Source organism: Phyllobacterium sp. P5_D12 (assembly GCF_054049495.1).
The window spans coordinates 1-26108 of sequence record NZ_JBFUMG010000018.1 but is presented as its reverse complement, the minus strand read 5'-3'; the positions used below and the strand labels follow the sequence as shown (position 1 = coordinate 26108).

The 26108-nt window shown below is 57.6% G+C and carries 27 protein-coding genes; 8 read left to right on the top strand and 19 right to left on the bottom strand.

Translation table 11 applies throughout. The annotated features are described in order from the left end of the window. On the top strand, positions 1 to 470 hold a 470-nt coding region (locus tag ACXJ5O_RS02880; RefSeq protein WP_457298568.1), incomplete at its 5' end, for a glutathione S-transferase family protein. Position 471: 1 nt separating this feature from the next. On the opposite strand, the gene ACXJ5O_RS02875 is transcribed toward ACXJ5O_RS02880, so the two are convergent. The 3 genes from ACXJ5O_RS02875 to ACXJ5O_RS02865 form a co-directional block, all read right to left on the bottom strand. Further along, the gene (locus ACXJ5O_RS02875) at positions 472 to 729 is read right to left on the bottom strand and encodes a DUF982 domain-containing protein (RefSeq protein ID WP_210283569.1); all 258 of its coding nucleotides are present in this window, start codon (positions 727 to 729) and stop codon (positions 472 to 474) included. Between the two features lie 88 nt (positions 730 to 817). Continuing rightward, positions 818 to 1900 (bottom strand): FAD-binding oxidoreductase, encoded by a 1083-nt coding sequence (locus ACXJ5O_RS02870; RefSeq protein WP_457298567.1) that lies wholly within the window; start codon positions 1898 to 1900, stop codon positions 818 to 820. Further along, positions 1890 to 3143, bottom strand: coding sequence for an aromatic ring-hydroxylating oxygenase subunit alpha (locus ACXJ5O_RS02865; protein WP_457298566.1), 1254 nt, complete (start codon positions 3141 to 3143; stop codon positions 1890 to 1892). The genes ACXJ5O_RS02870 and ACXJ5O_RS02865 overlap by 11 nt, the downstream gene beginning before the upstream one ends. Before the next feature lie 163 nt (positions 3144 to 3306). Here ACXJ5O_RS02865 and ACXJ5O_RS02860 point away from each other — a divergent pair, with 163 nt between their 5' ends. Next, positions 3307 to 4197, top strand: coding sequence for a LysR substrate-binding domain-containing protein (locus ACXJ5O_RS02860; RefSeq protein WP_457298565.1), 891 nt, complete (start codon positions 3307 to 3309; stop codon positions 4195 to 4197). Between the two features lie 13 nt (positions 4198 to 4210). Here ACXJ5O_RS02860 and ACXJ5O_RS02855 read toward each other — a convergent pair whose 3' ends face one another. Next, a complete protein-coding gene (locus ACXJ5O_RS02855; protein ID WP_457298564.1) occupies positions 4211 to 4846 on the bottom strand; it encodes a CGNR zinc finger domain-containing protein in 636 nt (211 codons plus the stop codon). A gap of 141 nt (positions 4847 to 4987) precedes the next feature. On the opposite strand from ACXJ5O_RS02855, the gene ACXJ5O_RS02850 reads away from it, so the two are divergent. From ACXJ5O_RS02850 to ACXJ5O_RS02835, 4 genes are all read left to right on the top strand, one after another. Next, positions 4988 to 5677, top strand: a complete 690-nt coding sequence (locus ACXJ5O_RS02850) for an alpha/beta fold hydrolase (RefSeq protein WP_457298563.1) — start codon at positions 4988 to 4990, stop codon at positions 5675 to 5677. Positions 5678 to 5705: 28 nt separating this feature from the next. Further along, the gene (locus ACXJ5O_RS02845) at positions 5706 to 6293 is read left to right on the top strand and encodes a TMEM175 family protein (RefSeq protein WP_457298562.1); all 588 of its coding nucleotides are present in this window, start codon (positions 5706 to 5708) and stop codon (positions 6291 to 6293) included. Between the two features lie 157 nt (positions 6294 to 6450). Further along, positions 6451 to 7308, top strand: coding sequence for an alpha/beta fold hydrolase (locus ACXJ5O_RS02840; RefSeq protein ID WP_457298561.1), 858 nt, complete (start codon positions 6451 to 6453; stop codon positions 7306 to 7308). 18 nt (positions 7309 to 7326) lie between these two features. Beyond that, the gene (locus ACXJ5O_RS02835) at positions 7327 to 8097 is read left to right on the top strand and encodes an SDR family oxidoreductase (protein ID WP_457298560.1); all 771 of its coding nucleotides are present in this window, start codon (positions 7327 to 7329) and stop codon (positions 8095 to 8097) included. 30 nt (positions 8098 to 8127) lie between these two features. Here ACXJ5O_RS02835 and ACXJ5O_RS02830 read toward each other — a convergent pair whose 3' ends face one another. The 9 genes from ACXJ5O_RS02830 to ACXJ5O_RS02790 form a co-directional block, all read right to left on the bottom strand. Beyond that, the gene (locus ACXJ5O_RS02830; protein WP_457298559.1) at positions 8128 to 8802 is read right to left on the bottom strand and encodes a methyltransferase; all 675 of its coding nucleotides are present in this window, start codon (positions 8800 to 8802) and stop codon (positions 8128 to 8130) included. Between the two features lie 85 nt (positions 8803 to 8887). Then, positions 8888 to 9862, bottom strand: coding sequence for a DMT family transporter (locus ACXJ5O_RS02825; protein WP_457298558.1), 975 nt, complete (start codon positions 9860 to 9862; stop codon positions 8888 to 8890). A gap of 70 nt (positions 9863 to 9932) precedes the next feature. Then, positions 9933 to 10820 (bottom strand): alpha/beta hydrolase, encoded by an 888-nt coding sequence (locus ACXJ5O_RS02820; protein WP_457298557.1) that lies wholly within the window; start codon positions 10818 to 10820, stop codon positions 9933 to 9935. A gap of 116 nt (positions 10821 to 10936) precedes the next feature. Next, positions 10937 to 11857: a polyphosphate kinase 2 gene (ppk2, locus tag ACXJ5O_RS02815; RefSeq protein WP_457298556.1), complete on the bottom strand. Its 921-nt coding sequence runs from the start codon at positions 11855 to 11857 to the stop codon at positions 10937 to 10939. A gap of 159 nt (positions 11858 to 12016) precedes the next feature. Then, a complete protein-coding gene (locus ACXJ5O_RS02810; RefSeq protein ID WP_457298555.1) occupies positions 12017 to 12742 on the bottom strand; it encodes an SDR family oxidoreductase in 726 nt (241 codons plus the stop codon). 346 nt (positions 12743 to 13088) lie between these two features. Then, complete coding sequence (locus ACXJ5O_RS02805; RefSeq protein WP_457298554.1) at positions 13089 to 13889, bottom strand: inositol monophosphatase family protein; 801 nt, start codon at positions 13887 to 13889, stop codon at positions 13089 to 13091. A gap of 28 nt (positions 13890 to 13917) precedes the next feature. Next, positions 13918 to 14982, bottom strand: coding sequence for an ABC transporter ATP-binding protein (locus tag ACXJ5O_RS02800; RefSeq protein ID WP_457298553.1), 1065 nt, complete (start codon positions 14980 to 14982; stop codon positions 13918 to 13920). Next, positions 14979 to 17207, bottom strand: coding sequence for an ABC transporter permease (locus ACXJ5O_RS02795; protein WP_457298552.1), 2229 nt, complete (start codon positions 17205 to 17207; stop codon positions 14979 to 14981). Before ACXJ5O_RS02795 ends, ACXJ5O_RS02800 begins: the two co-directional genes overlap by 4 nt. 93 nt (positions 17208 to 17300) lie before the next feature. After that, positions 17301 to 18329, bottom strand: coding sequence for an ABC transporter substrate-binding protein (locus ACXJ5O_RS02790; RefSeq protein WP_224510706.1), 1029 nt, complete (start codon positions 18327 to 18329; stop codon positions 17301 to 17303). Positions 18330 to 18511: 182 nt separating this feature from the next. Between ACXJ5O_RS02790 and ACXJ5O_RS02785 the strand changes: the two genes are divergently transcribed. Continuing rightward, positions 18512 to 19522, top strand: a complete 1011-nt coding sequence (locus ACXJ5O_RS02785) for a LacI family DNA-binding transcriptional regulator (protein WP_457298570.1) — start codon at positions 18512 to 18514, stop codon at positions 19520 to 19522. Between the two features lie 35 nt (positions 19523 to 19557). Next, the gene (locus ACXJ5O_RS02780) at positions 19558 to 19779 is read left to right on the top strand and encodes a hypothetical protein (protein WP_457298551.1); all 222 of its coding nucleotides are present in this window, start codon (positions 19558 to 19560) and stop codon (positions 19777 to 19779) included. Between the two features lie 353 nt (positions 19780 to 20132). Here the strand turns inward: ACXJ5O_RS02780 and ACXJ5O_RS02775 are convergent, their stop codons facing one another. The 6 genes from ACXJ5O_RS02775 to ACXJ5O_RS02750 are packed head-to-tail and all read right to left on the bottom strand — an operon-like array spanning position 20133 to position 26051. Further along, positions 20133 to 21128: a Gfo/Idh/MocA family protein gene (locus ACXJ5O_RS02775; RefSeq protein WP_457298550.1), complete on the bottom strand. Its 996-nt coding sequence runs from the start codon at positions 21126 to 21128 to the stop codon at positions 20133 to 20135. After that, positions 21125 to 22006, bottom strand: coding sequence for a sugar phosphate isomerase/epimerase family protein (locus ACXJ5O_RS02770; protein ID WP_457298569.1), 882 nt, complete (start codon positions 22004 to 22006; stop codon positions 21125 to 21127). The genes ACXJ5O_RS02775 and ACXJ5O_RS02770 overlap by 4 nt, the downstream gene beginning before the upstream one ends. Before the next feature lie 29 nt (positions 22007 to 22035). Beyond that, the gene (locus ACXJ5O_RS02765) at positions 22036 to 22869 is read right to left on the bottom strand and encodes a carbohydrate ABC transporter permease (protein ID WP_114429364.1); all 834 of its coding nucleotides are present in this window, start codon (positions 22867 to 22869) and stop codon (positions 22036 to 22038) included. Then, positions 22866 to 23789, bottom strand: coding sequence for a carbohydrate ABC transporter permease (locus ACXJ5O_RS02760; RefSeq protein WP_457298549.1), 924 nt, complete (start codon positions 23787 to 23789; stop codon positions 22866 to 22868). The genes ACXJ5O_RS02765 and ACXJ5O_RS02760 overlap by 4 nt, the downstream gene beginning before the upstream one ends. A gap of 51 nt (positions 23790 to 23840) precedes the next feature. After that, positions 23841 to 25043 (bottom strand): ABC transporter substrate-binding protein, encoded by a 1203-nt coding sequence (locus ACXJ5O_RS02755; protein ID WP_457298548.1) that lies wholly within the window; start codon positions 25041 to 25043, stop codon positions 23841 to 23843. Between the two features lie 30 nt (positions 25044 to 25073). Next, positions 25074 to 26051 carry an alpha/beta hydrolase gene (locus tag ACXJ5O_RS02750; RefSeq protein ID WP_457298547.1) on the bottom strand — a complete coding sequence of 326 codons (978 nt, stop codon included), beginning with the start codon at positions 26049 to 26051 and terminating at the stop codon, positions 25074 to 25076. Positions 26052 to 26108 lie beyond the last annotated feature (57 nt).

Here is a 26108-nt window from a genome sequence, read left to right as displayed (position 1 = left end):
TTCCGACGCTGATCATGCCGGGCGGCGATGTCATGACGGAAAGCGCAGCGATTATTCTTCATCTGGCCGATGCATTTCCTGATGCACAACTCGCGCCTGCAACCAGCGACCGACAACGGCCGGCGTTCCTGCGATGGCTCATTTACATCGTCAGCGAAATCTACCCGACGGCGAACTTCAGCGATGATCCGGCTCGCTGGCAATTGCCGAAAGATGCGCATGACGACTACAAGCGGACTGTCGATCAATATCGCAAGACATTGTGGGGCCACGTGGAGGATGTCGCCGATACGCCTTGTTTCCTCGGCAATGATTTCTGTGCGATCGACCTCTATATTGCAGTCATGCGCAACTGGCGCCCGGGAAGGAAAGAATTCACGCAATCTTTTCCGAAGCTGACCGAAATCGCCGACAACATAGCCAGTAACCCGATGTTCTCAGGCGTTCTCAAGCGCAACTTTGATACGTGACCTAAAGTCTCTTCGCCGGATAATCGACGAATATGCGAGCTTCTTTGGCCGCTTCGATAAAGGCCGAGCGGCACTCGGTAATCGTTACCTTACCATCGAGCGCATCGAGACATTTCTGCCTTGCCGCCTTCAGTTTGACGCCGTCATGGATTGGCCAGTCCATCAACAGGACTTCGGCCGCCTCCGGGACAGACGCGATGTTCCGGGACTTCCCGGCAGGCTGGATTTCGATGGTCACGGAGGGAAACGGTGTGGTCATAGCGCAACCTAACGTTTCAATATGACAGTTGTTCCATGAGGATTTTCGCCCGCTGAAAATTCGCTGAAAGACATCTCGTTTGGAGCGGCTAGCGTTCGATGACGAGATCGCTAAGCGGTCTGGAACAGCACGGCAGGAAGAAACCGGCATCGATCTCTCTCTGCCTTATCCCTCCGTCATGTTTCATGTCGACGGCACCGCTCAACAGCTTGGACTTGCAGGTCCCGCAGATACCGCTGGCACATGAGGATGGAATCCTGGCACCGGATTTTTTGGCGCAGGAGAGAACGGTCTGATCAGCGCGGACTTCGATAGACTTCCCCTGCTTCGAAAACTGTACGCTGAACGATTTCATTTCGACGGCCGCGCCAGCCGGCGCTGCATCTTCTTCAATGACAACGGCGTCGAAGCTCTCTTCAAGGTAATTGGATTCGGGAACACCCAGTTCGGCGCTGATTTGTCTCGCGGCTGCCATGAATGGTGCGGGTCCGCAGCACATGACGACGCGGTCGGCGATATCGGGCGCTGCGAGAGAAAGGAATTCCTTGGATATCCGGCCTGAAATGCCCGGCCAACCTCGTTCGGTTCCGATGTCTTCGGGAAGCAGCAGAATTCTGAAACCTTTGACACGTCGAGCGATGTTTGCAATCTCTTCCCGGAAGATAAGGTCTCTTGGACTTCTCCCCGCGTGCAGAAATATGACATCGGTCGTCTCCGCCGTGTCAGCAAGCTCCCTTGCCATCGACATGAGTGGCGTGATCCCGGACCCACCCGACAGGAAAAGGTACTTCTTCGCCGTGGGCCGGATGAAACGGCCGAGTGGCCCCGACACGCGGACGGTCGTGTTCGGGATCAGATTGTCGTGCAGCCAGTTCGAGACCTTTCCACCCTGTACACGCTTCACCGTGACTGTAATGGCGTTCTTGCGAAGTGGAGACGATGAGACGCTGTAGCAGCGCCCGTCGTCTTCGTTGTCGAGGCCGAGCTCGAATTTGAAATATTGCCCGGCGCTGAACTCGAATTGTTTCCGCTCGGGCGACACGAACGTGAAACTTTTCACGTCATGCGTTTCGTCATGGACGTCGATGCAAACGAGTTCGTCGTCGGTCTCCGGGTCCCAGTGTCCGCCGCTTGCCGGGCTCAAGGCCTTGAGGAGGAGATCAGTAGCCATGGGCGCGCATCCGTTCAATGTACCAGCTCGCGAAGTCATCGAGAGCAACTTCGGTAAACCTGGAATAAGGGCCAGGCTCATAGCCCGGGTCCTGAACGCCCGCCTGGGCGCGCGCAACGAGCTCCGCGTCCTGATTGGTCGTCTCGGTCCATACGTGGGTCAGTTTGGCGAGATCGTAGTCGACGCCCTCGATCGCGTCCTTGTGAACAAGCCATTTCGTCCGGATGAGGGTCGTGTCGGCAGAGAGCGGGATCGCGATGGAGATCACGGCATGGTCGCCCATGAAGTGACACCAGCTGCTGTGTCCCCAAAGATGCGTGTCGCCGAGATCCTTGCGGGTCATTGTCCCAAGAAGCTTCGACGAGGCGGCAGTCGAGTCCTCCGTCTGGGACTCGCCCGCCCCGGCGATAATCAGGCGCTGGGTGCGGAAATTGGTTTCACAGTTCCGCACCTGTTCAACCGTAGATGATGGAAATCCGTCTGCCTCCCAGTCTTTCGTACGCTCGCTGTACATGGCGAAATGCACTTCCGCCTCTTCCCGATCCTCCGGGCTGAGGCTGTCGGGATCATATCCGAAGTCAAGATCGACGAACGAAACACACAGCTCCGGATGGTTGGCCGAGCAGTGATAGCACTCCCGATTATTCTCCATGGTGAGCTTCCAGTTGCCCTTCTCGATAACATCCAGCTGGTGTGCGACCTTGGCGTTCCGGATATCATAGGGCGCCAGCCGCCCGGCCATGACCTCCTCCAGCCGCTTGATATCTTCCGGAGGATTGTCGGAAAGACAGACATAGATCAGGCCGCCGATCGACTTGAAATTGACCGCCTTGAGGCTTCGGCAGCTTTTGTCGAAGTCCTTGCCCATATGCGGCGCATAACTGAGTTCACCCGAAAGCTCGTAGGTCCACTGGTGGTAGGGGCACACCAGCTTGGAAATGACTGTTGATCCGGCGTCCAGCAGTCGCGCGCCACGATGACGGCAAACGTTGCGGACCACGCGGATTTCGTTGTCGTCATCCCTCAGCAGGATCAGGCTTGTCGATCCGATGTCGATGACCACGGCATCACCGGCTTCCTGAACATCGCACTCGAGGCCAACATGTATCCAGTGCCTGGAAAAGAACACGTCCAGATCCGCCTGGAAGACATCCTCGCGGGTGTACAGCCCCGCGGGAAGAGAGTGCCCGTCGATACGCGCGTCGAGCAAAGAGGAGATCGGCGACGGGAACGTATTGAGCATAATGTTTCCTTATGGATCAATCGTGTCTAGAATCGCAGCAAATTGAGATATTTCAACTGCACAAATGTGCGCCATTGACATTACCTGAAGTAATGGGAAACTCTGATCGCCGTCAGCGAAATCGGAGTGAATTGTGCAAAGCTTGAGGAAACAGCTGCCACCATTGACGGCACTTACCGTATTCGAAGCGGCGTCACGGCTGTCGAGCTTTACGAGGGCCGCAGAAGAACTCGGCGTTACCCAAGCTGCGGTCAGCCGCCAGATACATCTTCTTGAGAAGGACTTTGGCTTTCCCCTTTTTACGCGGCTGCACCGCAAGGTGGTTTTGACTGACAAGGGCAAAGCGCTTTCGACGGCCACCAGCGAGGCGTTCAACCTCATCGTGGAAGCCGTTACCGACCTTCGCAAGGACGCTTCCAGCGATGAGCTGACGATCTCTGCGACAGTTGCATTCTCGCATTTCTGGTTGATGCCCAGGATTTCAGAGTTCTCGCGCCAATATCCCTACACCAACCTCCGCATCCTCTCTCAGGACAACATGCCGAACCTCCGACTGGGCGAGGTGGACGTTGCGATCAGATTCGGCAATGGCATGTGGCCGGATGGTCATGCGGAATTGCTGTTCGAGGACGAAGTCTTCCCGGTCTGCAGCCCGGGATATGCCGGGGCAGACGGGCGCATCAAAACTCCGGCGGACTTGACCTCCTACTCCCTCATTTCCAACGAAACCGACGATCCAACGTGGACAGGCTGGAATGAGTGGCTTTCGTCATTTTCCATCGTGGTTCCCAAGAAGACGCTGGGATTGCGTTGCAGTTTTTACACCGAAGCGATCTATGCCGCACTCAACGGTCAGGGGATCGTACTGGGCTGGACACATCTCGTGGAAGACCTGTTGCAGCAGGGACGACTGGTTCGCCTGACTGACGCCGCGATCAAACCCAGAGGGGCTTATTTCGTCGTGGTCCCGACGAGGCAACATAACAATGAAGCTGCCAGCCTCTTCGTCAATTGGCTGCAGATAGCAGCGCAGGAACCGGATGCGCACCCCTAGCAGGTGCCCCGTCCTATTGGACGTTCACTGATAGTCCCATGTTTTTTGAACGTGTCCGATGCGCCGCCTGTTTTGCCCTGTTTCCGCAGAGCGCCATGCTGCACCACCGACGCGATTTGCGTCGTGTGTGATCAACGAACATGAGAGTGCACGCCTGGCCCTCGCAGGCCTTCACATCTGAAAAATCTTCCTCACAGACAAACTTGGCCAACGACTCCCCGATTGGCAAAAGCAGCGATTCAGGTGAGCGCCAACGGCGCGACATCATTGTCTTGAGCCCGCCTTTCTCCACTGCAACAATCTCGGTAAAAGCCTCGTCTCTCTGAAGAAGCTTGTTGAGCGGCTCCAGCTCCTTCAGGCGGTTCGCCGACAAAGCAGTTCCCTTATGCTCACGGACAAAGCCTCGAAACCATTCGCGGAGGCTTCGTGCCTGATCGGCAACCTTGTCCAGTTCGCCCGGCATCGCGCTTTCCTTGATGGCGGCAAGCACCGTCTCCGGCACGAGATTGGCTTGTGAAAGCCAATCAACAAGACCATCGCCGCCGCCGATCCAGTCCACGACCGAATCCACCGGCGTTGCAACCGAATTCAAAAAATCAAGTCCGGGACTATCGGCAACAAAAATTGCAGGCGGGTACGCGTGCCCCATGTGTTGTTCCTTCTCCGCTATGCGTGATTCGGCTTTGAGTGATGTAACCACTCTGAGGCACGTTGACAAGTTATGTTTTTCTTGGGTAACCTCCAAACAAACGACAATGCGGTTACTTAACGCACATCAAGGAGTGAGACGATGGATTTCAAAGACACGACAGTCGTGCTTGTACACGGTGCATGGGCTGATGGATTGAGCTGGGCAAGCGTGATTGCTTCTCTCAAGTCGCATGGTGTCAAGGTGGTGGCCGCGCCATTGCCCTTGACCTCTCTGGCTGACGACGTAGCGGCAGTTAGCCGAACCCTCGCGCGGATTGACGCTCCAGTGGTGCTCGTCGGTCATGCCTATGCCGGTGCGGTGATTGGCGAGACGCACTCCGAAAAAGTAAAGTCACTGGTCTACGTGTCTGCACTTGCTCCCGATGAAGGAGAAACGGTGGCCGACGTCTTTTATCGTGCCGAGCCGCATCCGCAAGCGCCAAGGCTTGGACCGGATGAGAACTCTTTGATCTGGCTTCCAGACGACGCCGTTGCAAATGCTTTCGCCCCGAACGCCGATCCCGAAATGCAGGGCATGCTGGCCGCTGTTCAGCGTCCGATTGCCATTGCCTGCATCACGGTGCCTGTCGGCGTTCCTGCATGGCGCAGCCTGCCAAGCTGGTATCTGCTGGCTGAAAATGATCATATGATCGTCGCTGGCACGCAGCGCTTCATGGCAGAGCGCATGAAGGCCCACGTGAGGGTGCACTCCGTGGATCATACGCCAAGTGTCACAGCGCCTTCCGTTGTCGTCGACATCATTGAAGACGCAATCCGCGCCGCGGCCTGATGTTAATTTTTATCGGGGGAGATCGAAGATGGAAGAGCAACGAACAACAGCGGATCGGTTAGCGGCTTTCTCGGACGCGGTGATTGCGGTTATCATCACAATTATGGTTCTGGAGTTGGAAGCTCCAGAAGATTCAAGCTTTGAAGCTTTGCTGCCGCTTTGGCCCACGGCCATAGGGTACGCCGTAAGTTACCTTTTCATCGCGATCATCTGGGTAAACCACCACCACCTCCTGCGCTTTGTGCGGCATGCAACACCCCGACTGATCTGGCTCAACTTCGCGCACCTCTTTGTCGTATCGCTGCTCCCATTTGCGACTGCATGGATGGCGCGTTCCCATCTGGCGGCGGCGCCAATGACCATCTACGCAGCCATTTTTGTCCTGGTTGAACTGGCCTATCTGGCCTTCGAACGGGAAGCATTGGCACAGGCGGATTCGACCATGATGCCTGACCAGGCGCGCCGGCTCGCTCGCCGCCGGACGTTTGCTGCGCTCGGAATCTTTGCGCTGGCAGCCCTGGTATCGCCGTTCGTTCCCCTGCTGGGTTTTGGGCTGATCTGCGCCGCCCTGGTTCTCTACGTAAGACCGGAGGCTATCAGTGGACGGGTTGCCTGAAATCCTGGTTTCACGACATCCCTGTCGATTAGTCGAAAGGGGGACAGTCCAAATACGCAGTAACCTGCCAATACCATCTTGACCGGTTACCAATCAATGAGTCATAACCGTCATGCAAGTGGCAAAACGGTTACGGCACAGAGACAGGAGAACTCCAATGACCACCACCAAATATCTCACCGCCAATGTCGACGGCTTCAACGTCTTCTATCGAGAAGCTGGCCCTGCGGACGCGCCAATCCTGCTGCTGCTGCACGGTTTCCCGAGTGCAGGGCATATGTTTCGCGATCTGATCCCGCTCCTCAGCGACCGGTTTCGCGTCATCGCTCCAGATCTCCCGGGCTTTGGTCAATCGGATATGCCTTCACGCGACAAATTCACGTACACCTTTGACAATATTGCCGGCGTAATCGAACGCTTTACGGAGGTCCTTCGTCTCGAGCGCTTTGCGGTCTATGTTTTCGACTATGGTGCACCAACGGGCTTTCGACTGGCGATGYGGCATCCCGAGCGCATCACCGCGATCATCTCGCAAAACGGCAACGCCTATGAAGAGGGCTTGAGCGACGGGTGGAATCCGATCCGCGCCTATTGGCAAAATTCTTCGAAGGAAAATCGCGATGCGTTGCGCGCTATGCTCACCCCCGAAACGACCCGTTGGCAATATACCCACGGCGTCAGCGATGTGGCAATGGTGTCGCCAGATGGTCAGTCRCTCGATAATTTCTATCTTGCCCGTCCGGGTGCCGCCGACATACAGCTCGACCTCTTCGGCGATTACAAAAGCAACGTTGCCCTCTATCCAGCCTTCCAGAGCTATTTCCGCACGCACAAGCCGCCATTTCTTGCGGTATGGGGCAAGAACGATCCGTTCTTCCTGCCACCGGGCGCCGAAGCGTTCAAACGCGATATCCTCGATGCCGATGTAAGGTTCTTCGACACCGGACATTTCGCGCTCGAAACGCATGCCGGGGAAATCGCCGCAGCCATTCGCGAATTCCTTTCTCGCTCTTGAATCGTTGGAGATTTTGGCATGCAAAAGTCTGTTGCAGTCGTTACCGGCGCGAGCCAGGGGATCGGTCATTCCACAGCGATCCGGCTTGCCCGCGATTTCTCCTCGATCGTGCTTGTGTCACGCAATCGGGCCAAGCTCGAGGCCACTGCGGAAATGGTGAGAGCGGCGGGTGCCGACGCTCTCGTGCTTGACCTCGATCTGGCACAACCGGACGCAGCAAGGGTGGTCGTCGACCAGACACTCTCGACCTATGGCCGCATCGATGCCCTGCTGAATATTGCCGGCGCGGTGCCGCAGATCGATCTCTTTGAAATGACCGATGAACAATGGGACGGTGGTCTGGCCCTCAAGCTTCACGGGGCGCGCCGGCTAACGATCGCCGCTTGGCCGACTTTGAAGGAGGCCAAAGGTTCGGTGGTGCTGATGTCAGGCAATTCCGCGCTTTTTCCAAAAGCACCCTATGCCGCAGTCGGCACGATCAACGCTGCCATCGTGGCACTGGCAAAGGCATTTTCGGACCGCGGGATCACAGACGGCGTTCAGGTGAACAGCGTTCTTCCGGGCCCAGTGATGACAGGCCGGCGGCGATCCTATCTCGAACATTGGGCGTCGATCCACGGCATAAGTGTAGAGGCAGCAACCGCAAAATTCCCGCAGGACGCAGGCATCGCCCGTTATGGCGAACCGGAAGAGATCGCGGAGCTGATGGCTTTTCTTGTCTCGCCTGGCGCCCGGTGGATGACTGGTTCGACACTCCGTATGGACGGCGGCGAGGTCAAGTCTATCTAGGGTCATGAGCGGCCGGCGTTGCAGGCTCGCTCACCACAGACCCGGTACAAGCCTGTATCGTACTTTTTGCATATAGTCCGGATAGCCTTCCAGCTCCTGTTGCAACATCTCTTCCTCGTCGAGGATGCGCAATATCAGGATCGGCACATTGAGCAGCAGGAACAACAGGCCCCAATACGAACCCAAGGCGAGCGGTGTCCCAACAACGAGGACGAGCACCCCGACATACATCGGGTGCCTGACCCATGCATATGGTCCGGTGGAGATGACCTTTTGATCCTCCATCTTTTCGATCGTCGAAGCGCCATAGCTGTTCTCGCGGAAGACCCGAAGATCGATCATCAGGCCCAGCGCCACCAGGGCGTTTCCCAGCACCGAGACTGGAGTCGGCACGTGTGACCAGCCGAACCGATAGTCAAGCGCAGAGACAGCCGGGAAGGCAATGGCACCGGCAAAGGCAACCGTTATCAGTGCCTTTTGCAATGGACGTGTTTCAGCGCCAGGCCCGGCCTTCAGGCGGCGCTCCAGCAGAGCCGGATCCTTGATTGCAAGATAGATGCCAATCAAGTTTGTCGAGAGTGTAAAGACGACAATGAAGGCCCAGCCCTGCCAGTAGTCGAGCGTCCCGGCCGATCCGAAGACGATGGCGCCGAGGGCAAGCAGGCCCAGAATGGCACTTCTCGCAGTCCGAACGATGAGATTCATCACACAGGGCTCCGCCCCATTTCATTTGGAATCGCGACCCAGCATAAACGCCAAATGGATTGAGCCCATTCACAATCAGTTCAACTTAGAGGGATTTGGTCGCCGCAGGTTTGGTCCGAGGCTTGAACAGGATGACAAAAAGCACGCCGACGACTATCAGCGCAGCGCCTTCGAGATGATAGGTTTGCAGGCGCTCGCCAAGGATAAAATAGGCGAGTATGGCGACGAATATCGTTTGGATGTAGAGAAGCACGCCCGCCCGACCTGCCCCCAACGCTTCGACACTCCAATTGAAGAGGTAATACATCAGCGCTCCGCCGGGGACTGCCACATAGGCCAGGGCTAGAAGCCCGTTGCTGTCGAGGGCCGAGCGTTCATCGGAAGCAAGTTCCCAAAGGTAGAAGGGGAGCGCTGTCAGCGCAGCAGCCCCGAGCAGCAGCACCAGAAGCGGAAGACGCTCTTGATCGAATTTCGCGCGGCGGAGCAGAACCGCATAGAGGCCGAAACAGAAAGCACCGGCGACGAGCCACAGTTCGCCGGGATTCACGTCGAGACGCATCAGCGCCGCGGGGCTGCCTTTGACAATGATGACCACGATCCCGACGAAGGCGACGATCGATCCGATCGCCTGCCATCTCCCCATCGGCTCACCCAGGATCAAACGGGCGAGGATCATTGTGATGATCGGGATCAGGGCCATGATGATGCCGGCCGTGGTGGCGTCGGCTTTCTCGAGCCCCATAAAGACCATGCCCTGACATATCGCGAGCCCGATGCCGCCGACGAGAATCAGCTCCAGCGGGCGCGCCCGCACGAGCGCAGCCATGGAGCCGAAATGACCGCGCACGATCGGCAGCAGGATCGCCCACGCAATGAGGACGCGCCAGAAGCACAACGCCCATGGCGGCATTTCGGGAGAGACCCATTTTGCTGAGATATAGACGCCGGCGGACAGCAGCCAGCACAGCACAGCCACGGTGTAGCCAACGGCCAGCGAATTGCCCGCTGCCTGCTCCGTCTCGCCGCCGCTGTTGTGGACTGCCAAGAGACTTATCGCCATCGCTCATCTATGCCACAATTTCTTAGACCTGCACAGGTGGCGGGCGCGCTTCGACTGGCGGTTTCGCCGCTTAAGTCGCGAGGTGTCTGTTTATGAACGCGCCCGCCGAGGCGATCGCCTCTCGCCCCGAAGCCAGCCGTGCCGCCCACAGAGGCCAGGCGTGGATCATGTGCGGCCAGATCTCGAGGTTCGTCGCCACTTCGGCAGCGCCAAGCCAACGCGCGATTCGCGCTGCATCGTCGAGAAGTGTCTCGGCCGAACCAACCTGAATGAGGATCGGCGGGAGTCCCGCAAGATCAGCATGGAGCGGCGAAACGAGCGGCTCGCGAGCGCTGGTCTCACCAAGATAGGCGCCCGCGAGCTCTTCGAGATAGTCACGGTGAATCAGCGGATCGACAGCGGCCTTCTCGTCCATACTCGCACCGGTCATTTCGAGATCGACCCATGGCGATACCAACCATGCGCAGCCGGGCAGCGGTCTGCCAGCGTCACGCAGACGTATCATGGTCGCCAGCGTCAGCCCGCCCCCAGCACTGTCGCCGCCGATCGCAATCGACGCCGCGGGAACGCCTTGTGCGATCAGGAACTCGAAAGCGGCAAGCGCATCGTCCAACGCAGCCGGAAAGGGGTTCTCGGGCGCCAGCCTGTAACCGAGTGCAAGCGTGCGCACGCGCGCGGCGCGACCTGTTTCGGCGACCATCCTGCGATGACTTTGGATCGATCCGGAGCAATAGCCGCCGCCGTGAAAAAACAGCAGCGTCTTGGTGCTGTCGCTTCCCGGCGCCAGCGACCATTCAGCCTCAATCGTACCGACCATTTGATGCTTGAACTGGATATCGGGGGCGATTGGATCGTCGGCTGCCACGAGATCGAGGCGCTGGCGACGCTCGGCAAGGCTCGCGGGTCGCGGATGGGACTGCAGCAGGGCCCTGACCGCATCGATCTCGTGTTCATCCATTGTGGCTATCCCCCCAGCGTTTGAAGATGATCAAAACGATTGCCCTCTCAGTGATCGCTCTGGGAAGGCAATGGAGAAGATATCACAGACCAACGCGCAGCCGGGATTACATCAATTTAGTATTTTGACGGAACGTAAAGTTCGGGCGGCAACACCTTACGTTCATAGTCCGGGTTGAACACGCGATTAGGCAAGGTGATCTCCTCGTGTGGTACGGGCTCGTAGGGAACCTGTGAAAGAAGGTGCGCAATGCAGTTGAGACGGGCACGCTTCTTGTCATTGCCTTCAACGATATACCAAGGCGCTTCGGGTATGTTGGTGCGGGCGAAGGTTTCTTCCTTGGCTTTGGTGTAATTTTCCCAGCGCACGCGCGATTGCAGATCCATGGGAGAAAGTTTCCACTGCTTCAGCGGGTCATGAATGCGCATGAGGAAGCGTAACTGTTGCTCCTCATCAGTTATGGAGAACCAGTACTTGATAACCCTGATGCCGGATCGGACAAGCATGCGTTCGAATTCCGGCACATCGTGGAAGAATTGCTGAACCTGGTCTTCATCGGCGAATCCCATCACGCGTTCGACGCCGGAACGATTGTACCAGGAACGATCGAACAGTACGATTTCGCCGCCGGCGGGCAAATGCGGCACGTAACGCTGGAAGTACCACTGGGATTTTTCCCGATCTGAAGGCGCTGGCAGCGCAACTACGCGCGCCGTACGCGGGTTGAGCCGCTGGGTAATGCGCTTGATGACACCCCCCTTGCCGGCAGAGTCGCGTCCCTCAAATACGACAACGACCTTCTCTTTGTGATAGGCGACCCAGTCCTGCAGTTTGATCAACTCTGCCTGCAGCGAAAGCAAGGCCCGAAAATACTCGATACGCGGGATGGTTGGTGGATGAGTCTTGCGGTAGATTTTGCGAATCTCGTCGGACAGTGCCGGCTCGGAAAGTTCGAGCTCATAATCCTCATCGAGTGTATCGGCGAGTTCGGCTTCAAGCCAATCCTGGTTTGCCGCCTCATGCTTTGGATCGTTCATTTCAGCCCCTCTGATAGTCGTTCGCGCCGCGCCGCCACGGCGCGTATCATGCAACTCTGCGGGCACTTATGCCATAACTCCATGAACCAAATTTGAAGTTGCGTTTTGACCGTAGACTCCCGATCAAGCGAGACCTGCTATTGGCACCCCGCGTCAACGCTATTTCACCCCCAGGCCCGCTTTGAGGCCGCCATCAATCAGAAAGTCGCCGCCCGTGCAGAACTTCGAACGATCCGACGCCAGGTAGGCGACAAGTTCGGCCACCTCGTCGACTTCACCGATGCGGCCGATCGGGTGTGCAGCGCCAAAACGACGGAACACGCTTTCGACGTCCGCATCCGGCCCGTCGAAGATGAGAGCTGCCTGGGTCAGCAGGGGTGTGCGGACCGAGCCAGGGCTGACCGAGTTCACGCGGATCAGGCCGCTCGCGTGATCAATGGCCATAGCGCGTGTCAGTGCATGAATAGCGCCTTTGGAAGCCACATACGCGGCGACATTTTGCTGGCAGGCATGGCCTTGCACCGATGCGACATTGACGATCGAGCCGCCCTTGCGCTTCTCCATCAGCGGTATGCCGAAATGCGCGGTCAATTGAATCGATCCAACATTGACGGCAAGACAACGCAAAAACGTTGCCGTATCGGTGGTCACGACAGTTCCATAGGGGTGGATCGCCGCTGAATTGACGATGATGTCCAGACCCCCAAACTTCCTCTCGAGCTTGTCAATCGCGGCGCCAATCTGATCCGCATGGGCAACATCGGCGGTGCTTACCGAAAGCTGCAATTGCTCATCCGCGGCAAGCTTCGACATTTCACTATTCGCGGCCGGATCGATGCCGAGCGCAACCACGGTTCCMCCCGCCCGTGCAAGCCTGAACGCCACACCACGCGCAATACCCGAGGTGCCGGTTACGAGTGCACCTTGCCTTCAAACTCCTTGGAGTAGTCAAAATTCATGGAAGCCCGCTCCTGCGACTATACCTTGTTCTTGTCGGTTTCAGATACTGGCAATGCCAGCTGCCTTGAAGGCACCACCTTATCCTCAGTCAACGGGCGGAGAAAGCGCCGCGCAAACTCCAGAATGAACTCATGAGATAGGGCATATGCGATCGCGGCCACGCGGGCTGACGACAATCATGTTCGGCTTCTCCGGCGACGCCGCCGCTGCCACCACCGGTGCGCATGGGTCACACTACATGGCGCCGGATGCCGGATGAACGATGCGAAACCTAAAGCCCCGCGATTGTCCGCAGATCGTCAACGGCACCTGCGGCAGCTGCAAGCACAGGTGAGCCTTTTGTGAGGCCATCACCTTTGACGGGGAATGGAAGATGCCAACCGCCGGCTTCCTTGACGAGACAATAGCCCGCCATACAATCCCAGGCATGCATATAAGGCTCGTAATAGCCAACAAGGCGACCCGCAGCGACATAGGCAAGCATCAGGGCACCCGAGCCGTTACGAATGAAGTTGCCCCCCGCGCCGAGCAGTTTTTCGACAATCGATGCGACGACCGCTGGCGTCACGTGATTGTTGGCGCCAATACCAGTCACGGCGTTACGGATTGTTCGACTTCCATCGAGTTTTAGGATTTTACCGTTCAATGTCGCTCCCATCCCGGCGGCGGAAGCGTAGAGCTCGTCATTGCACGGCACGTAAATAACACCGATGGCTATTTCCTCCCCATGCATGGCAGCAATTGAAATGCACCACGTTGGCATGCCATTGACGAATGGGCTCGTACCGTCGATCGGATCGACGACCCAGGTGTAATCGGATGTGCCCGAGCTGACACCGTACTCCTCGCCAAGGATCGCATCGGCCGGAAAAGCTGCGGCAATCCGGGTCCGAATAAGATCTTCAACTTCGCGGTCGGCAATCGAAACGACGTCGTGTGGATCCGCCTTTGTTTCAATAACCAGCCTTTCGCGCGCGTTGAAATGCGCAAGAGCCACGGCTCCGGCCTCAATCGCCATCTTCTGGGCCAGGGCAAAGCGATCCTGAAGATCAACGGTGACATCGGATGTCATGTTCTTTCCTTAGATATGAATGCAGATTTCAATTGTTGATGATGGCAATGCCGCGATGGTGAAAGCCGATGCTGACATTGGTCGCCGGTGCAAGGCTTCTATCGACGGCTGGATCCACGACGAACAGGGTGCCTGCCTCGGTTTCGACTTCGTATTCCACATGATCCCCGAGATAGGCAGCATGCCTGATGCTACCGGGAAACGCCCCACTCTCTGCCGCCTCGAGCGTAATGGCATTGGGTCTGACAGCGATCCTCGCCGGTCCCGGGCGGGCGCTCCGGCCTGGCACGGAATGTTCCAGCTTGCCGACTCGAATGATCGCCTGCCCCCCATCGCTACGCAGGACCTCGCAAGGCAGGACGTTCGCCTCGCCGATGAAGTCGGCGATGAATGACGATGCGGGAGCTTCGTAAAGCTCGCGTGGCGAACYCTGCTGAGCAACAGCGCCGTCCTGCATGACAATGATCCTGTCCGATACCGCAAGCGCCTCTTCCTGGTCATGGGTGACATAGACTGCGGTAAACCCTAGACGCTGCTGTAGTTCGCGGATTTCCGTGCGCACACGGCGCCGCAGGCGCGCATCGAGATTGGAAAGGGGTTCATCCAGCAAGAGCACCTGCGGCTCGAGCACCAGAGCTCTGGCGACCGCAACGCGCTGCTGCTGCCCGCCGGAGAGTTCAGCAGGCAGCCTCTGGCCGTACCCGGCAAGACCGACCTGCTTCAGGCCCTCTTCCGCCCGTTCCCGCGCTTCATTCTTTTTCATCTTCGATGATTCAAGTCCATAAGCGACGTTTTCCAGCACTGACATATGCGGGAACAGTGCGTAGGACTGGAACACCATTGAGACATCGCGTTCGTTGGCGGGAAGCATGGTGACATCCTTGCCGCCGATGAGAATGCGTCCTGCAGTTGGATGCTCGAGCCCGGCGAGCATGCGCAGGGTCGTCGTCTTGCCACAGCCTGATGGGCCCAGCAGCGTTACAAGTGTGCCAGGTTCGATGTGCAGAGACAGATCGTGGATGGCCGTGAACGTGCCGAACTGCTTTTTGACATTGGTGAAAACAACAGAGCCGGTGTGTTGTGCGGTGGTCATGATGCGGCCTTCTCTTGTGGTGCGGCAGACGGAATAAAGGCCGTTGCAACGCGATTCTCGCGGCGCAATCTCCGTTCACCCACCAGCAGCTGGAAACATGTAATGATAACGATCATGACAACGATGAGCATTGATGAGTACGCGACGGCAACGCCGTATTCGCCGTTCTCGACGAGCCCGACAATGTAGGAAGTCGCCATATTATACTCGGCGCTGACAAGGAATATGACAGCGCTGATCGATGTGATGGCGCGGACGAACGAATAGACCAGCGCAGCAACGATCGCCGGACGAAGCAAGGGCAGGATGACCTTGCGGATTGTGCGAAAGCTTGTTGCCCGCAAGGTCAGCGACGCCTCATCCAGACTCTTGTCGAGCTGGCTCATCGCCGCCACGCCGCCGCGCACGCCGACCGGCATGTTACGGAAGACAAAGCAGGCTATGAGGATCAGCGCCGTGCCGGTCATTTCAAGCGGCGGGAGATTGAAAGCCATGATGTAGCTGATACCGATGACAGTGCCTGGGATGGCAAAACTCATCATCAGCGCGAACTCGAATACATTTCGTCCGACAAACCGCTGCCTGACGATCAGGTAAGCCGTCAGCAACCCGACCGCCGCTGTAAGCGGTGCCGAAATCAACGCGATCTTTATGGTTGTCCAGAATGAGTTCCAGGCGACGCCAGTCCAGGCGATAGCGCCGTTCTCAAAGCTGAAAGAGAAAGCGCGCTGGTAGTGCTCGAAGGTCAGGGTGTTGTCGAGGCCCCATGTGCGGACAAAGCCTCCGAACAGGATCATGCCGTAGATGACCAGCGTGAACAATATCCACGGAATGACGATGGCATGGACGCCAATGGACAGTGATCGCGGCAAGGCGATATGCGCCCCGGAATCGCCCTTACCGGTTACGGTCGCGAAGCTCTTGCCCGCCAGCCATAATCGCTGCGCAAGGAAGGCCGAGAGCGTGAAGAACAAAAGGATGATCGCAAGTACCGCGGCACGCGAAGGATCGTTCTGCGAACCGACAACGGCAAAGAAGATTTCCGTCGAGAGCACCCCATGGCTACCGCCCAGCACCAGAGGGTTACCGAAATCCGCCATGCTCTCGATGAAGCCGATCAGAAAGGCATTGGCGAGACCGGGCTTCATCAAAGGCAACGATACTTTCCAGAACGTACGCCAGCGATCCGCGCGCAGGGTTTGCGATGCTTCCTCCATCGACGGGCTGACACCTTCGACGACGCCGATGAGCACGAGAAACGAGATGGGCGTGAAAGACAGGACCTGTGCAATAAAGATGCCGGTCAGGCCATAAAGCCAACGGCCCGGTTCTATCCCGAAGAGGTTGGAAAGCTGATGGGTCACGACACCGGCGCGGCCGAAAAGAAGGATAAGCGCGAGGCCAATGACGAAGGGAGGCGTGATGATCGGCAGGATTGTCAGCAGCCGCAAGCCCTTCTTGAACGGAAAGCGGGTGCGGGTGGCAACCAGCGCGAAGCAGAGCCCGAGCAATGTGGAACCGAACGCCGAAAGGATAGCCAGCAGCAGCGTGCGCCAGGCGACACCACAGCGATTGCCCCCAACAAGACAATCCAGGCTCCAGATCGATGGATCCTGAATGTTGCGGACAAATCCGGAGGGATCGAAGGAGCCGTCGAAACTCTGGAAGGCACCGATGAACATACTGCCCACGGGGTAGAACACAAAGATGCTGACAAGGAAGACAAGCAGCGCAATTGAAGCCACCACGAACGCATCGCCCCGCATTACGCCGCGCTCGGCAAGTCCAAAGGAAAACAACAGGACGAAGGAAAGCGCCACAAGCCCCGCGCCCGCACCCATCGAAGGCTGGCCATCGGCAAGCGGTCCGAACAGCGCTTCAGTCATCGTCCACGTCCAGCCCGTAAACCCGACAGCGAGCCCCTGCAGCACCAGGAAAACAACTCCAGCGGCGCCGGCCGCGATCAGGAGATTTGAACGCAGCGACGAGACTTTGAAAGCCCGCGCGCATAGGCCCACAGCGAAGAGCAGCGCGATGACGGCAAGTGTCCAGCGGCCGTGTGCGAATATCTGCAGAAGAGTCGGCGCTTCGTTGGAACCGTTCGGAAAATTGCCGAGCCAATCGAGGCTGAAAAAACCGCTTTCGATCCTGTACCACGGCACGAGGCTCAACCCGGCGAGCCCGATGCCGAGCGCAATATTCAATCTCCGGTCGCTACGTTCCATAACGCCACCCGCCTTCGCTCATCATAGAAAGTTACTAGCGCTGCCGATATGTCCGGAACGATCCCGGACATATCGCGTCAGGCAAAAGCAAGTTCAGTTGGCGCTTGCACCAATCTCCTTGTCCCAGCGATCAAGCAGTTCCTTGCGTTTGGCAGGATCGCCATAGGTCTTGAAATCATAATCGATGAGCTTGATATCCTCGAATTTCGGAGCTTCCGGCGGAACGGTGGCAGACTTGTTCGATGGCARCTGAAAGGACTTTGCATCCTTCATATGCGACTGCACTTCGGCGGAAAGAGCCCAGTCATACCATTTCTTGGCCGCGTCGAGATTGCGCGCACCCTTGATGATTGACATCGAGCCGATTTCGTAGCCTGTACCTTCGCAAGGAGCAACGGCCTTGACGGGGAAGCCTTCAGCAATCTGGGCGACAGCATCATGCATGAAGACGATGCCAAGTGCCGTTTCGCCGCGCGCCGCTGCCTTAACCGGGGCCGAACCTGATTTTGTATATTGCGATACATTCGCGTTCAGCTGTTTCAGGTAGTCGAAAGCCTTGTCCTCGCCCATGATCTGAACGAGGGAAGCAAGAGCGGTATAGGCAGTGCCGGACGAATTCGGGTTGGCGATCTGGATTTCGCCCTTGAAGGACGGATCGACGAGGTCAGCCCAGCACTTGGCCTCCTTCAGACCCTTTTTCTTGACGATCTCGGTGTTATAGCCCCAGCCAAGCGCACCCGCATAAACGCCGACGGTCTTGTATCCGGCGCTCTCGGCCTGCTTCTTCGCCCAATCCTGCAACTGGTCGAGCATTGGTGATTTATATTCCTGGGTCAGCCCTTCGGAAGCGGCCTGCAAATGCGGATCACCAGTACCAGCCCACCAGATATCGGTCTTCGGATTGCGTGCCTCGGCGCGAATCTTGGCATAGGTCTCGCCCGACGACAGGCGGACCATATTGACCTGGATACCGGTCTCCTTCTCGAACATGCCCTTCATCAACTCACAGATGACGACATCGGCCGAACAGATCAGATTGAGATTGTCCGCAGCGCGCGCCTCGGTTGGCATCATTTGAAGACCAACAGCAAAAGCGGCGGCAATTGCGAATACAGAACGCATGATTTTCCTCCCTGAAAAAGCGGCACCTCCATGCCGCACGCTTTTTTGCAAGCGTGTGCAAAAGTTTCACACGACATGTCGTCCTGTCAAGCGGACTATTACGTTCCTTCAATAAAATTGGCGATCTGGTGGTTGCGATACTGCGCAAGCGCGTGCAAGATACCGTGAACAACTATGGATTCATGCAGTTGAACAAATCATTCGTCAGCGCTGATGACGTAGCAAAGCGGGCGGGCGTTTCGCGCTCGGCCGTATCCCGCACGTTTACGCCAGGCGCGAGTGTTTCGGAGGAAACACGCCAGCGGGTCATGGAGGCTGCGCAAGCGCTTGGCTATCACGTCAACCAGCTTGCACGCGGCCTGATGCGCAGTGAAAGCGGCATCGTCTGCCTGGTCGTATCCGAGATGGATACGCCCTACCGCGCCCGCCTGGTGCGCGCGCTCACCCACGAATTGCAAACGGCCGGCAAGATTGCCATGCTCATCAACACCGATCGCTCGGACGGCAGTGTGGACGCGGCACTCCGGCAAACCCTGCACTACCGTGCCGACGCGTCGATCCTGTTGTCCGGGCTTCCGGACAAGGCAATCACCAGGCTTTGCCTCAACAGCGGCCAGCGCATCGTACTGATCAATCGCGACGATGATATTGATGGGCCGTTCCGTATCAATCTCGACGACGGTCAAGCGGCACGGGTGGCCGTGAGTGCATTCCTGCGTGCAGGCTGCCGGAACCTCGCATTCGCCAACTCTGACGTTGGAACACCAAGTCTGATGGCGCGCGAACGCGGCTTCATCGCAGCGGCTGCCGAATTCGGACTTGAGGTCAGGGTCGTGCGCCACGGGAACACCGTCTATGAGAGCGGCCGCAAGATTGCGCAGACATTGTTCACCGAGGCAGTGTGGCCGGACGCTGTCTTCTGCGTCAACGATCTGATGGCATTCGGGTTGATGGACGGTGCACGGTACGACTTTGGGCTGAACATTCCCGAAGATCTCTGCATCGTCGGCTTCGACGATATCGAGCAGTCCTCGTGGGCGTCCTATAACTTGACGACGTTTTCGCAGCCAGTGGATGAAATCGTAAAGAGCAGTGTCGCCTGGCTCCAAAGCGATGCGACCGCCGGTCGGGTGCGGTCTGCCAACCTGCACGCACCGCTGATCTGGAGAAAAACAATCCGGAACAAACTATAGAATCGTTTGATTGCGTCGGCAGGAAACCACACCTCATGGCGTTGCGGATCAAGCGCGCCGCACCTGGCTTCATAGAAGAGAGTTTGTATCTGGCTGACAGTGGCCAAGATGAAATAGTCGTCGTAGGCTGCTTCAAAATCAAGTTTGACGAATCGGGGACGCATCAGCTTGAATCACATGAGGCTTTTGAAGAAATGCAAGACGCTTGCCGTGATCGCCTTAATCCTGTTTTCCGGCCAGGTTACTCCCTCTTTTAGCGACGACGCTAAGAGCTGCGTCCTCGGGACCGAAAACGAAAAAGGTTGGCTTTTCGTCAACAATTGTGATCGCGAAGTGGTCATCGAAATCTGCTTTGAGGAGGCATCCGAAGAACCATTGAATTGTGCCAGCGTGGTACAACACCAAGGCGACCAATTATATCCGGCCACGGTGATCGCCGCAAAAGGGGGACTACAGCTTTTGAGTGTTGCTGGGCGTTCTAGGATCAGGTGGGGAGCCTGTTATCATAACCCAGGAGACGACAGGAACCCGGGACAGCCCGAAGGAGAATACAAATTTACGTATCGCTGCATGGACTCCAACGTCGAGTGACCGCGGCAGCCCACGGAAATTACAAATCAAGCTCCCGTCGCAAAGTCTCCAGCCGTTCCATGGCTATCACCCCATCATGAATTGTCGGGGCAGCAGTCGAGGCACCGCTGAGGGCCGGAACCACATCGGCCAAGAGTGAATAATAGCCCTTCGGATCTTCATTTGCCGCTGCCGTAAAATTTGGCTTCCATGTCAGAGTGTCGACATCGTCGGCGAGTGTTGCCTCCGGATCATCGATCTTGAAGGGCGGGTTGCGGTTCCACCGCACCTCAATCACGTCATCCACCTCGAGACGCTGGTGGTCACCCATCAACTCGATGCGTTCGACAGGCGTGCCCCGCGACTGAATCGTACCCATCGCGATATTTCCAATAGCCCCGCACTCGAACTCGAACCCGACGTGGAAAAGGACCCTGCCCGGTGTCTTTTCCACCTTTCGCGCTGAAATGGTTTGCACCGGCGAGACAAAGAATGACACCAGATCCATATAGTGCACGCAGTGATGCAGGAAGAAGCCGGTGTAATCGACATTACCGGTGAAATAACCCGGCGCCGTCATGTAGTATCCGGTAAGGCCAAGCACCGGGCCGAACCGCCCGGACTTGATGATGTTGTGGGCAATCTTGTTGCCGACCGAATAACGTTTCATGAAACCGACGAGCAACGGTTTACCGGCGCGCTCCGACGCAGCGCGAAGTTCGCGCGCGCCCGCCGCCGTTCCCGACGGCGGCTTTTCCATAAACACAGGCAGACCCCGATCGAGCGCAAGCTTGCCGAAATGCAGATGCTGATCCGGCCCCACGGCCATGCCTATGGCGTCGATGCCGGGCATACGGATCAGCTCCTCGGCGTCGCTGGTCAGGCGCGCAACGCCAAACTGCCTGCCGGCATCGCCAAGACGCTTGCCATCGATATCGCAGAGCGCGACGATTTCGACGTCGTGGCGGACCAGTTGGGGAAGTAGCATCTGGGTTGCGTGAATGCCGCAACCGATCCAGCCGATTTTCAATGTCATCGCCGATATTCCGTCAGTGTGAGATGGGATTTGATAAAGGCAGCGCTCGCCGCGAGGCGCTCGCTTTCGTCCTCGTGGGGTGGGCGCCACTGCGCGAATGGAACGCCGAAGCGGTCATCGTTGCGCCGAAAGGGCTCAAGCGATACCGGGCCTTTGTAGTTCACCTCGTGCAGCGCACGACAAACTGCAACCCAGTCGGTCGAAYCGGTGCCGGGGAAGCCGCGATGATTTTCGTTGGCCTGGAAATGCACGAGATGATCGCCGCCAAGCCGGATTGCCTCGGGGATCGACGCCTCTTCCATGTGCATGTGAAATGTGTCCAGCATCAACTTGACCGCCGGATGGTCCACGGCATCGAGCAGCTCGATGGCTTGTTGTGTCGTGCATAACACATCGCTTTCGAAGCGGTTGAGCGGTTCAACGGCGAGCAGAATACCGGCCTTCGCAGCGTGATCGCCCGCTTCCTTCAGTCCCGCGACACAGCGGCCCTTGCGCGCCAGCCGCTCTTCTTCGGTTACTGGTACTGGCGCACGCCCGGCAAACACCAGTGGATTGCCGGTCAGAGGGCCGCCAACAACGGTCGCACCGAGTTCCGCTGCGCAGTCCGCCGTATAGCGCAGGTAATCGATGCCGGCACGGTGGGCATCTTTCTCGTGCGACGCAAGGTTGCGCTGCATATTGACCCGCGCAGCAAGGACGACGCCCAGTCCTGCATCGTCCAAAGCGCGCCGGGCTTCGGCAAGGTCGATTTCGCCAGGCTCGGGCACCAGCAGTTCGACGAAGTCAAAGCCAAGCTCGCGCATTTTCTTGAAGAGATGGAAATGCTCGGCGGTGAATGGCCTTGCATATTGCATCGAGATCAATCCGATGGGATTCATCATGGGTCCTTCTTTGATATTAATAAGAGTCATCCCTTCACTGCGCCTTGGGTGAGGCCGCCGATAAGCCGGCGTTGAACGAGAAGGAAAAGCAGAGTGGCGGGAAGCGCACCGACGACACCGCCGGCAGCGAGCAGACCCCATTCGATCTGGTATTCACCTATCAGCGTCTGGATGGCGACGGTAACGGGGCGAACGTTGCGGCCGCCAAGCGTCAGGGCGTAGAGATATTCGTTCCACGCGGTAATGAAGATATAGATGCCTGTCGAAATGATGCCGGGCATGGCCAGCGGCAGAACGACGCGACGCAACGCCTGCAGCCGGGAACAGCCATCGATCATCGCCGCTTCATCGAGACTGCGGGGAATAGCGCCGATGTAACTCCGGAGCATCCAGACCGCGAACGGAATGGCGACAGTTGAGTTGGCGAGGATCAGTGCAAGGTGCGTGTCAAGAAGGCCGATCTTCCGCATGAGGATAAAGAGCGGCAGGATCAGGAGCACGATCGGAAACATGTTGACCAGCAGAAACTGCAGCATGACCAGCTTGCGGCCCGGGAAGCGGAAACGCGACAGCGCGTAGGCCGCAGTGACTGAAACTGCGAGGCCGAGGACGACAGTACCAGCAGCAATAATCAGACTGTCCAGCATATTGCCGAGAAACGAGGTCTGTTCCAGCAGGCGGATATAATTGTCCATGCTCCACCCCGCCGGCGACAGGGATACGCCGGACGCAGATAACTGCGCGGTCGGAGTCAGGGACGTCAGGATCATCCAGACGAATGGCCCCATGGCGAGCATTATGATGAACACGACAGGAATATCCGTCGTGAGAATCCGGCGGAGCGTCGAGGGTTTGTTCATCGTTCCACCTCGCGCATGGTCCGGACGATATAGACCGCCACGATGGCTCCAAGAAGGATCGTGAACGTAACGGCAATGGCGGTGCCATAGCCGAAATCGAGATTTTGCCGGGCCTTGATAAACGCATAAAGCGGCAATGTGTGCGTGGCATAACCCGGGCCGCCACCTGTCATGACGAAGATGACGTCCATAGAATTTGCTACCCAGATAATACGCAGCAGACCCGCCGTCGCCAGCACGGGTGCGATGCCTGGAAGTGTAATATGGACGAACTGACGCCACGTGCTGGCCCCGTCGATAGAGGCGGCCTCATACTGGCTTTGGGGTATACCCTGCAAACCGGCAAGGATCATCACCGCGAAAAACGGAAAGCCCTGCCAGGTCAAGGTGGCAATCACCGCATAGAGCGCAAGATGCGGATCGGCAAGCCAGGGTACGGTTGAATGGATAATCGACAGGTAAAGCAGGATGTCATTGAGCACCCCGGTGGTTGGATCATAAATCCAGCGCCACATCAGCGCGATGACAACGCTCGGCAAGGCCCACGGAATTATGACGAGAGCACGCGCCAGACCGCGCCATGGGAACTCGCGATTGAGCAGGAGCGCGGCGACCAGGCCAAGCCCCATTTGCAAGGGCACCGTCAAGCCGATCCATATGGCCGTATGGCCGAGCGAAGTCCAGAATACCGGGTCATGCAAGAGCTTGATGTAGTTGCCGAAGCCCACGAACCGGCTGGCATTGGGCTTCCACAGGACCAGGTCGTAAAAGCTGGTGACGACCGCCTGAGCCATCGGGAAGAAAACGATGAACAATGTCACGAGCACTGCCGGCGCCAGCAGGGCATACGGCATCAGCCGGCTGCGAAGCGGGCGGACCTGCGTGAGATCGTGAGGTGCTGATGGTGCAAGCGTTGACATGGACAATCTACTTTCGGCGGACGTCGACCAGTACTGCGAAACCCCTCCGCGCTACTGCGCGAAGAGGCTCTCAAGCTGCTGCATCATCTGTTGCGACGTGATCTGGCCGGTGAGCGCCTGCTGCATCGACGTCTGCCACGCGGTATTGACGAACTCCGCTGTCGCCGTGCTTTGCGGCAGCACGTGAGCAAACGGCAGAGACTGGACCGTGGCGTCAACGAAACGGCGTTCATGCAGGGTCCAATGTTCGGAACCGCTCTTGGTTACAGTCATCTGGCCCGTCGCCTTGTTGAAAGCTACGTTGTTTTCACCCTCGGCGAGAAAGGATATCCACTTCCAGGCTGCGTCCTTCACCTGTGACGACGAGAAAATCGCAAGAGATTCATCGCCATAGGAGGTCCATTGCTTGCCGCCGCATTTGGGGACTGGAACGGCGGAAACCTTATCCCCCAACGCTTTGACCAAATCATTGGATGAGCCAATATGATGAATGGTCATGGCCGTCTTGCCAGCCTTGAACGCTGCGACAATTTCCTGGAAGCCGTCATTTGGAGCCGATGGCGGGATAACCTTGTCTTTCTGGAACAGATCGATCACCCACTGATTGGCCGCGACAGCTTCAGGGTTGGTCAGGCCGCCCGGCTTGAGTTCCGCGCCTTGCGAAAAGACGAATGTCCCCCACTGGTCCCAGCCGCCCTTGCCGCCGCGCAGGCCAAAACCATAGGTGTCTGGCGCTTTGGTCAATTTCTGCGCTGCCGTGCGGAAGTCTTCACATGTCACCGGCGGATTGAGGCCCGCTTCCTTGAAGAGATCGGCGCGGTAGTAAAGATACAGCACGACGTACTGGATCGGCAGGTAATATTGCTGCCCATCCGGCCCCTTGTTCAATTCCAGCAGATTATCGAGAAGATCGGCTTTGCCCGGCCAGGCGTTGATGCGGTCGCCAATCGGCTCCAGCGCGCCCATTTCAGCCAGTCGCGGCTGCGCAAAAAGCTTGACCATCCCGGCGTCCGGCGCATTGCCGCCAACCAGAGAGGTATACAGATTGTCGTAGTAACTGTTCCACGGAACATTTTCCGCTTCAATTTTGATATCAGGGTTCTTCGCCTCGAACTTCGCCACGAGATCCGACATCGGATTTTCCGGATTGTCGAAATGATACCAGAACCGCACCGTTTCAGCCGCATTGGCGGCGCTCACCGCCAGGCCAGCCATGAATGCGCAACTGATACCCAGTTTCTTGAGAATGCTCATCGTTTCCTCCACCTTTGTTGTTATGGGTCGTCAACTGCCGCGGATCATTCCTCGAGCAGCCTCCCCCGCCGCCACAAGCGCCTCCCGCGCAGCAGCCAGTTCATTCGTGTTTTGCAGAAATCCATGCGTTACCCCCGGCACAACAGTGAGGGGATCGTTGCGGCCGACGGCCTTCAGCCGATCAGCGAAGAGAAGCGTGTCGGACAAGAGAGGATCGATGCCAGCGGCCAGGAGATAGAGCGGCGGCAATGCGCGCAACACATCGTCATCGGCGTGTAACGGCGCCACCAGCGGATTGTGGCGGGCATCCTCATCCGCGCAATACCAGTTCCAGTACCGTTGCATCTTGCCACGCGTCAGACCGGGGCCTTCGGCAAACTGGCCATACGACTCCGTGGTGAAGTCGGCATCAAACGCGCCGTAGAACAGAAGCATGCCTGACGGCAGTGAACGTCCAGCTCTCTCTTCGTGCATGACGGCTGCAAGCGCGAGATTGGCCCCCGCTGAATCTCCTGCGATGATAAGCGGTCCCTTGGATACGCCTGTTTCTGCAGTCGCGAATGCGGCACGCAAGCAGGCGACAACGTCGTGCAGACCCGCTGGAAATGGATGTTCCGGGGCAAGCCGATAATCGGGAACGAGCACGGGCAGCGCGGTTTCATTGGCGAGAACCCGGGCACAACGCTCATGCGTTTCAGGACTGCAGAACGCAAAACCTCCGCCATGAACGAACAGGACAGCACCGGCTCCCGCACCATGCGGCACAAGCACGCGCATGCGGCAATCTTGGGAACCAAGTTCTGTGTTGGCGCCAACGACGATGTCTCGCGTCCGAGCAAGCGGCGGCAGGTTTACATTGTTCCGCTGGTTTGAACGTTCGGATTGCGCCCTGCCCTCTTCCGGTGGCAGCAATGTGGGATCAGGTAGCGGTCCCAACTCCTCTTCGACGCGCAGCAACAACGCGCGCATTTCCGCTGAAAGTTCATTGGAAAAACCGGCGCCGTTCATTGATCAGCGTCCGGAAACACAGTTGGCCCGAAGTCAACAATCGTCGCGATATGATGA

Excerpts from the sequence above, each read along its gene's own strand:
- ACXJ5O_RS02875 (WP_210283569.1), bottom strand. The coding sequence starts at position 729 with ATGACCACACCGTTTCCCTCCGTGACCATCGAAATCCAGCCTGCCGGG.
- ACXJ5O_RS02870 (WP_457298567.1), bottom strand. The coding sequence starts at position 1,900 with ATGGCTACTGATCTCCTCCTCAAGGCCTTGAGCCCGGCAAGCGGCGGA.
- ACXJ5O_RS02865 (WP_457298566.1), bottom strand. The coding sequence starts at position 3,143 with ATGCTCAATACGTTCCCGTCGCCGATCTCCTCTTTGCTCGACGCGCGT.
- ACXJ5O_RS02855 (WP_457298564.1), bottom strand. The coding sequence starts at position 4,846 with ATGGGGCACGCGTACCCGCCTGCAATTTTTGTTGCCGATAGTCCCGGA.
- ACXJ5O_RS02850 (WP_457298563.1), top strand. The coding sequence starts at position 4,988 with ATGGATTTCAAAGACACGACAGTCGTGCTTGTACACGGTGCATGGGCT.
- ACXJ5O_RS02845 (WP_457298562.1), top strand. The coding sequence starts at position 5,706 with ATGGAAGAGCAACGAACAACAGCGGATCGGTTAGCGGCTTTCTCGGAC.
- ACXJ5O_RS02835 (WP_457298560.1), top strand. The coding sequence starts at position 7,327 with ATGCAAAAGTCTGTTGCAGTCGTTACCGGCGCGAGCCAGGGGATCGGT.
- ACXJ5O_RS02830 (WP_457298559.1), bottom strand. The coding sequence starts at position 8,802 with ATGAATCTCATCGTTCGGACTGCGAGAAGTGCCATTCTGGGCCTGCTT.
- ACXJ5O_RS02825 (WP_457298558.1), bottom strand. The coding sequence starts at position 9,862 with ATGGCGATAAGTCTCTTGGCAGTCCACAACAGCGGCGGCGAGACGGAG.
- ACXJ5O_RS02820 (WP_457298557.1), bottom strand. The coding sequence starts at position 10,820 with ATGGATGAACACGAGATCGATGCGGTCAGGGCCCTGCTGCAGTCCCAT.
- ppk2 (WP_457298556.1), bottom strand. The coding sequence starts at position 11,857 with ATGAACGATCCAAAGCATGAGGCGGCAAACCAGGATTGGCTTGAAGCC.
- ACXJ5O_RS02805 (WP_457298554.1), bottom strand. The coding sequence starts at position 13,889 with ATGACATCCGATGTCACCGTTGATCTTCAGGATCGCTTTGCCCTGGCC.
- ACXJ5O_RS02795 (WP_457298552.1), bottom strand. The coding sequence starts at position 17,207 with ATGGAACGTAGCGACCGGAGATTGAATATTGCGCTCGGCATCGGGCTC.
- ACXJ5O_RS02785 (WP_457298570.1), top strand. The coding sequence starts at position 18,512 with ATGCAGTTGAACAAATCATTCGTCAGCGCTGATGACGTAGCAAAGCGG.
- ACXJ5O_RS02780 (WP_457298551.1), top strand. The coding sequence starts at position 19,558 with ATGGCGTTGCGGATCAAGCGCGCCGCACCTGGCTTCATAGAAGAGAGT.
- ACXJ5O_RS02775 (WP_457298550.1), bottom strand. The coding sequence starts at position 21,128 with ATGACATTGAAAATCGGCTGGATCGGTTGCGGCATTCACGCAACCCAG.
- ACXJ5O_RS02765 (WP_114429364.1), bottom strand. The coding sequence starts at position 22,869 with ATGAACAAACCCTCGACGCTCCGCCGGATTCTCACGACGGATATTCCT.
- ACXJ5O_RS02760 (WP_457298549.1), bottom strand. The coding sequence starts at position 23,789 with ATGTCAACGCTTGCACCATCAGCACCTCACGATCTCACGCAGGTCCGC.
- ACXJ5O_RS02755 (WP_457298548.1), bottom strand. The coding sequence starts at position 25,043 with ATGAGCATTCTCAAGAAACTGGGTATCAGTTGCGCATTCATGGCTGGC.
- ACXJ5O_RS02750 (WP_457298547.1), bottom strand. The coding sequence starts at position 26,051 with ATGAACGGCGCCGGTTTTTCCAATGAACTTTCAGCGGAAATGCGCGCG.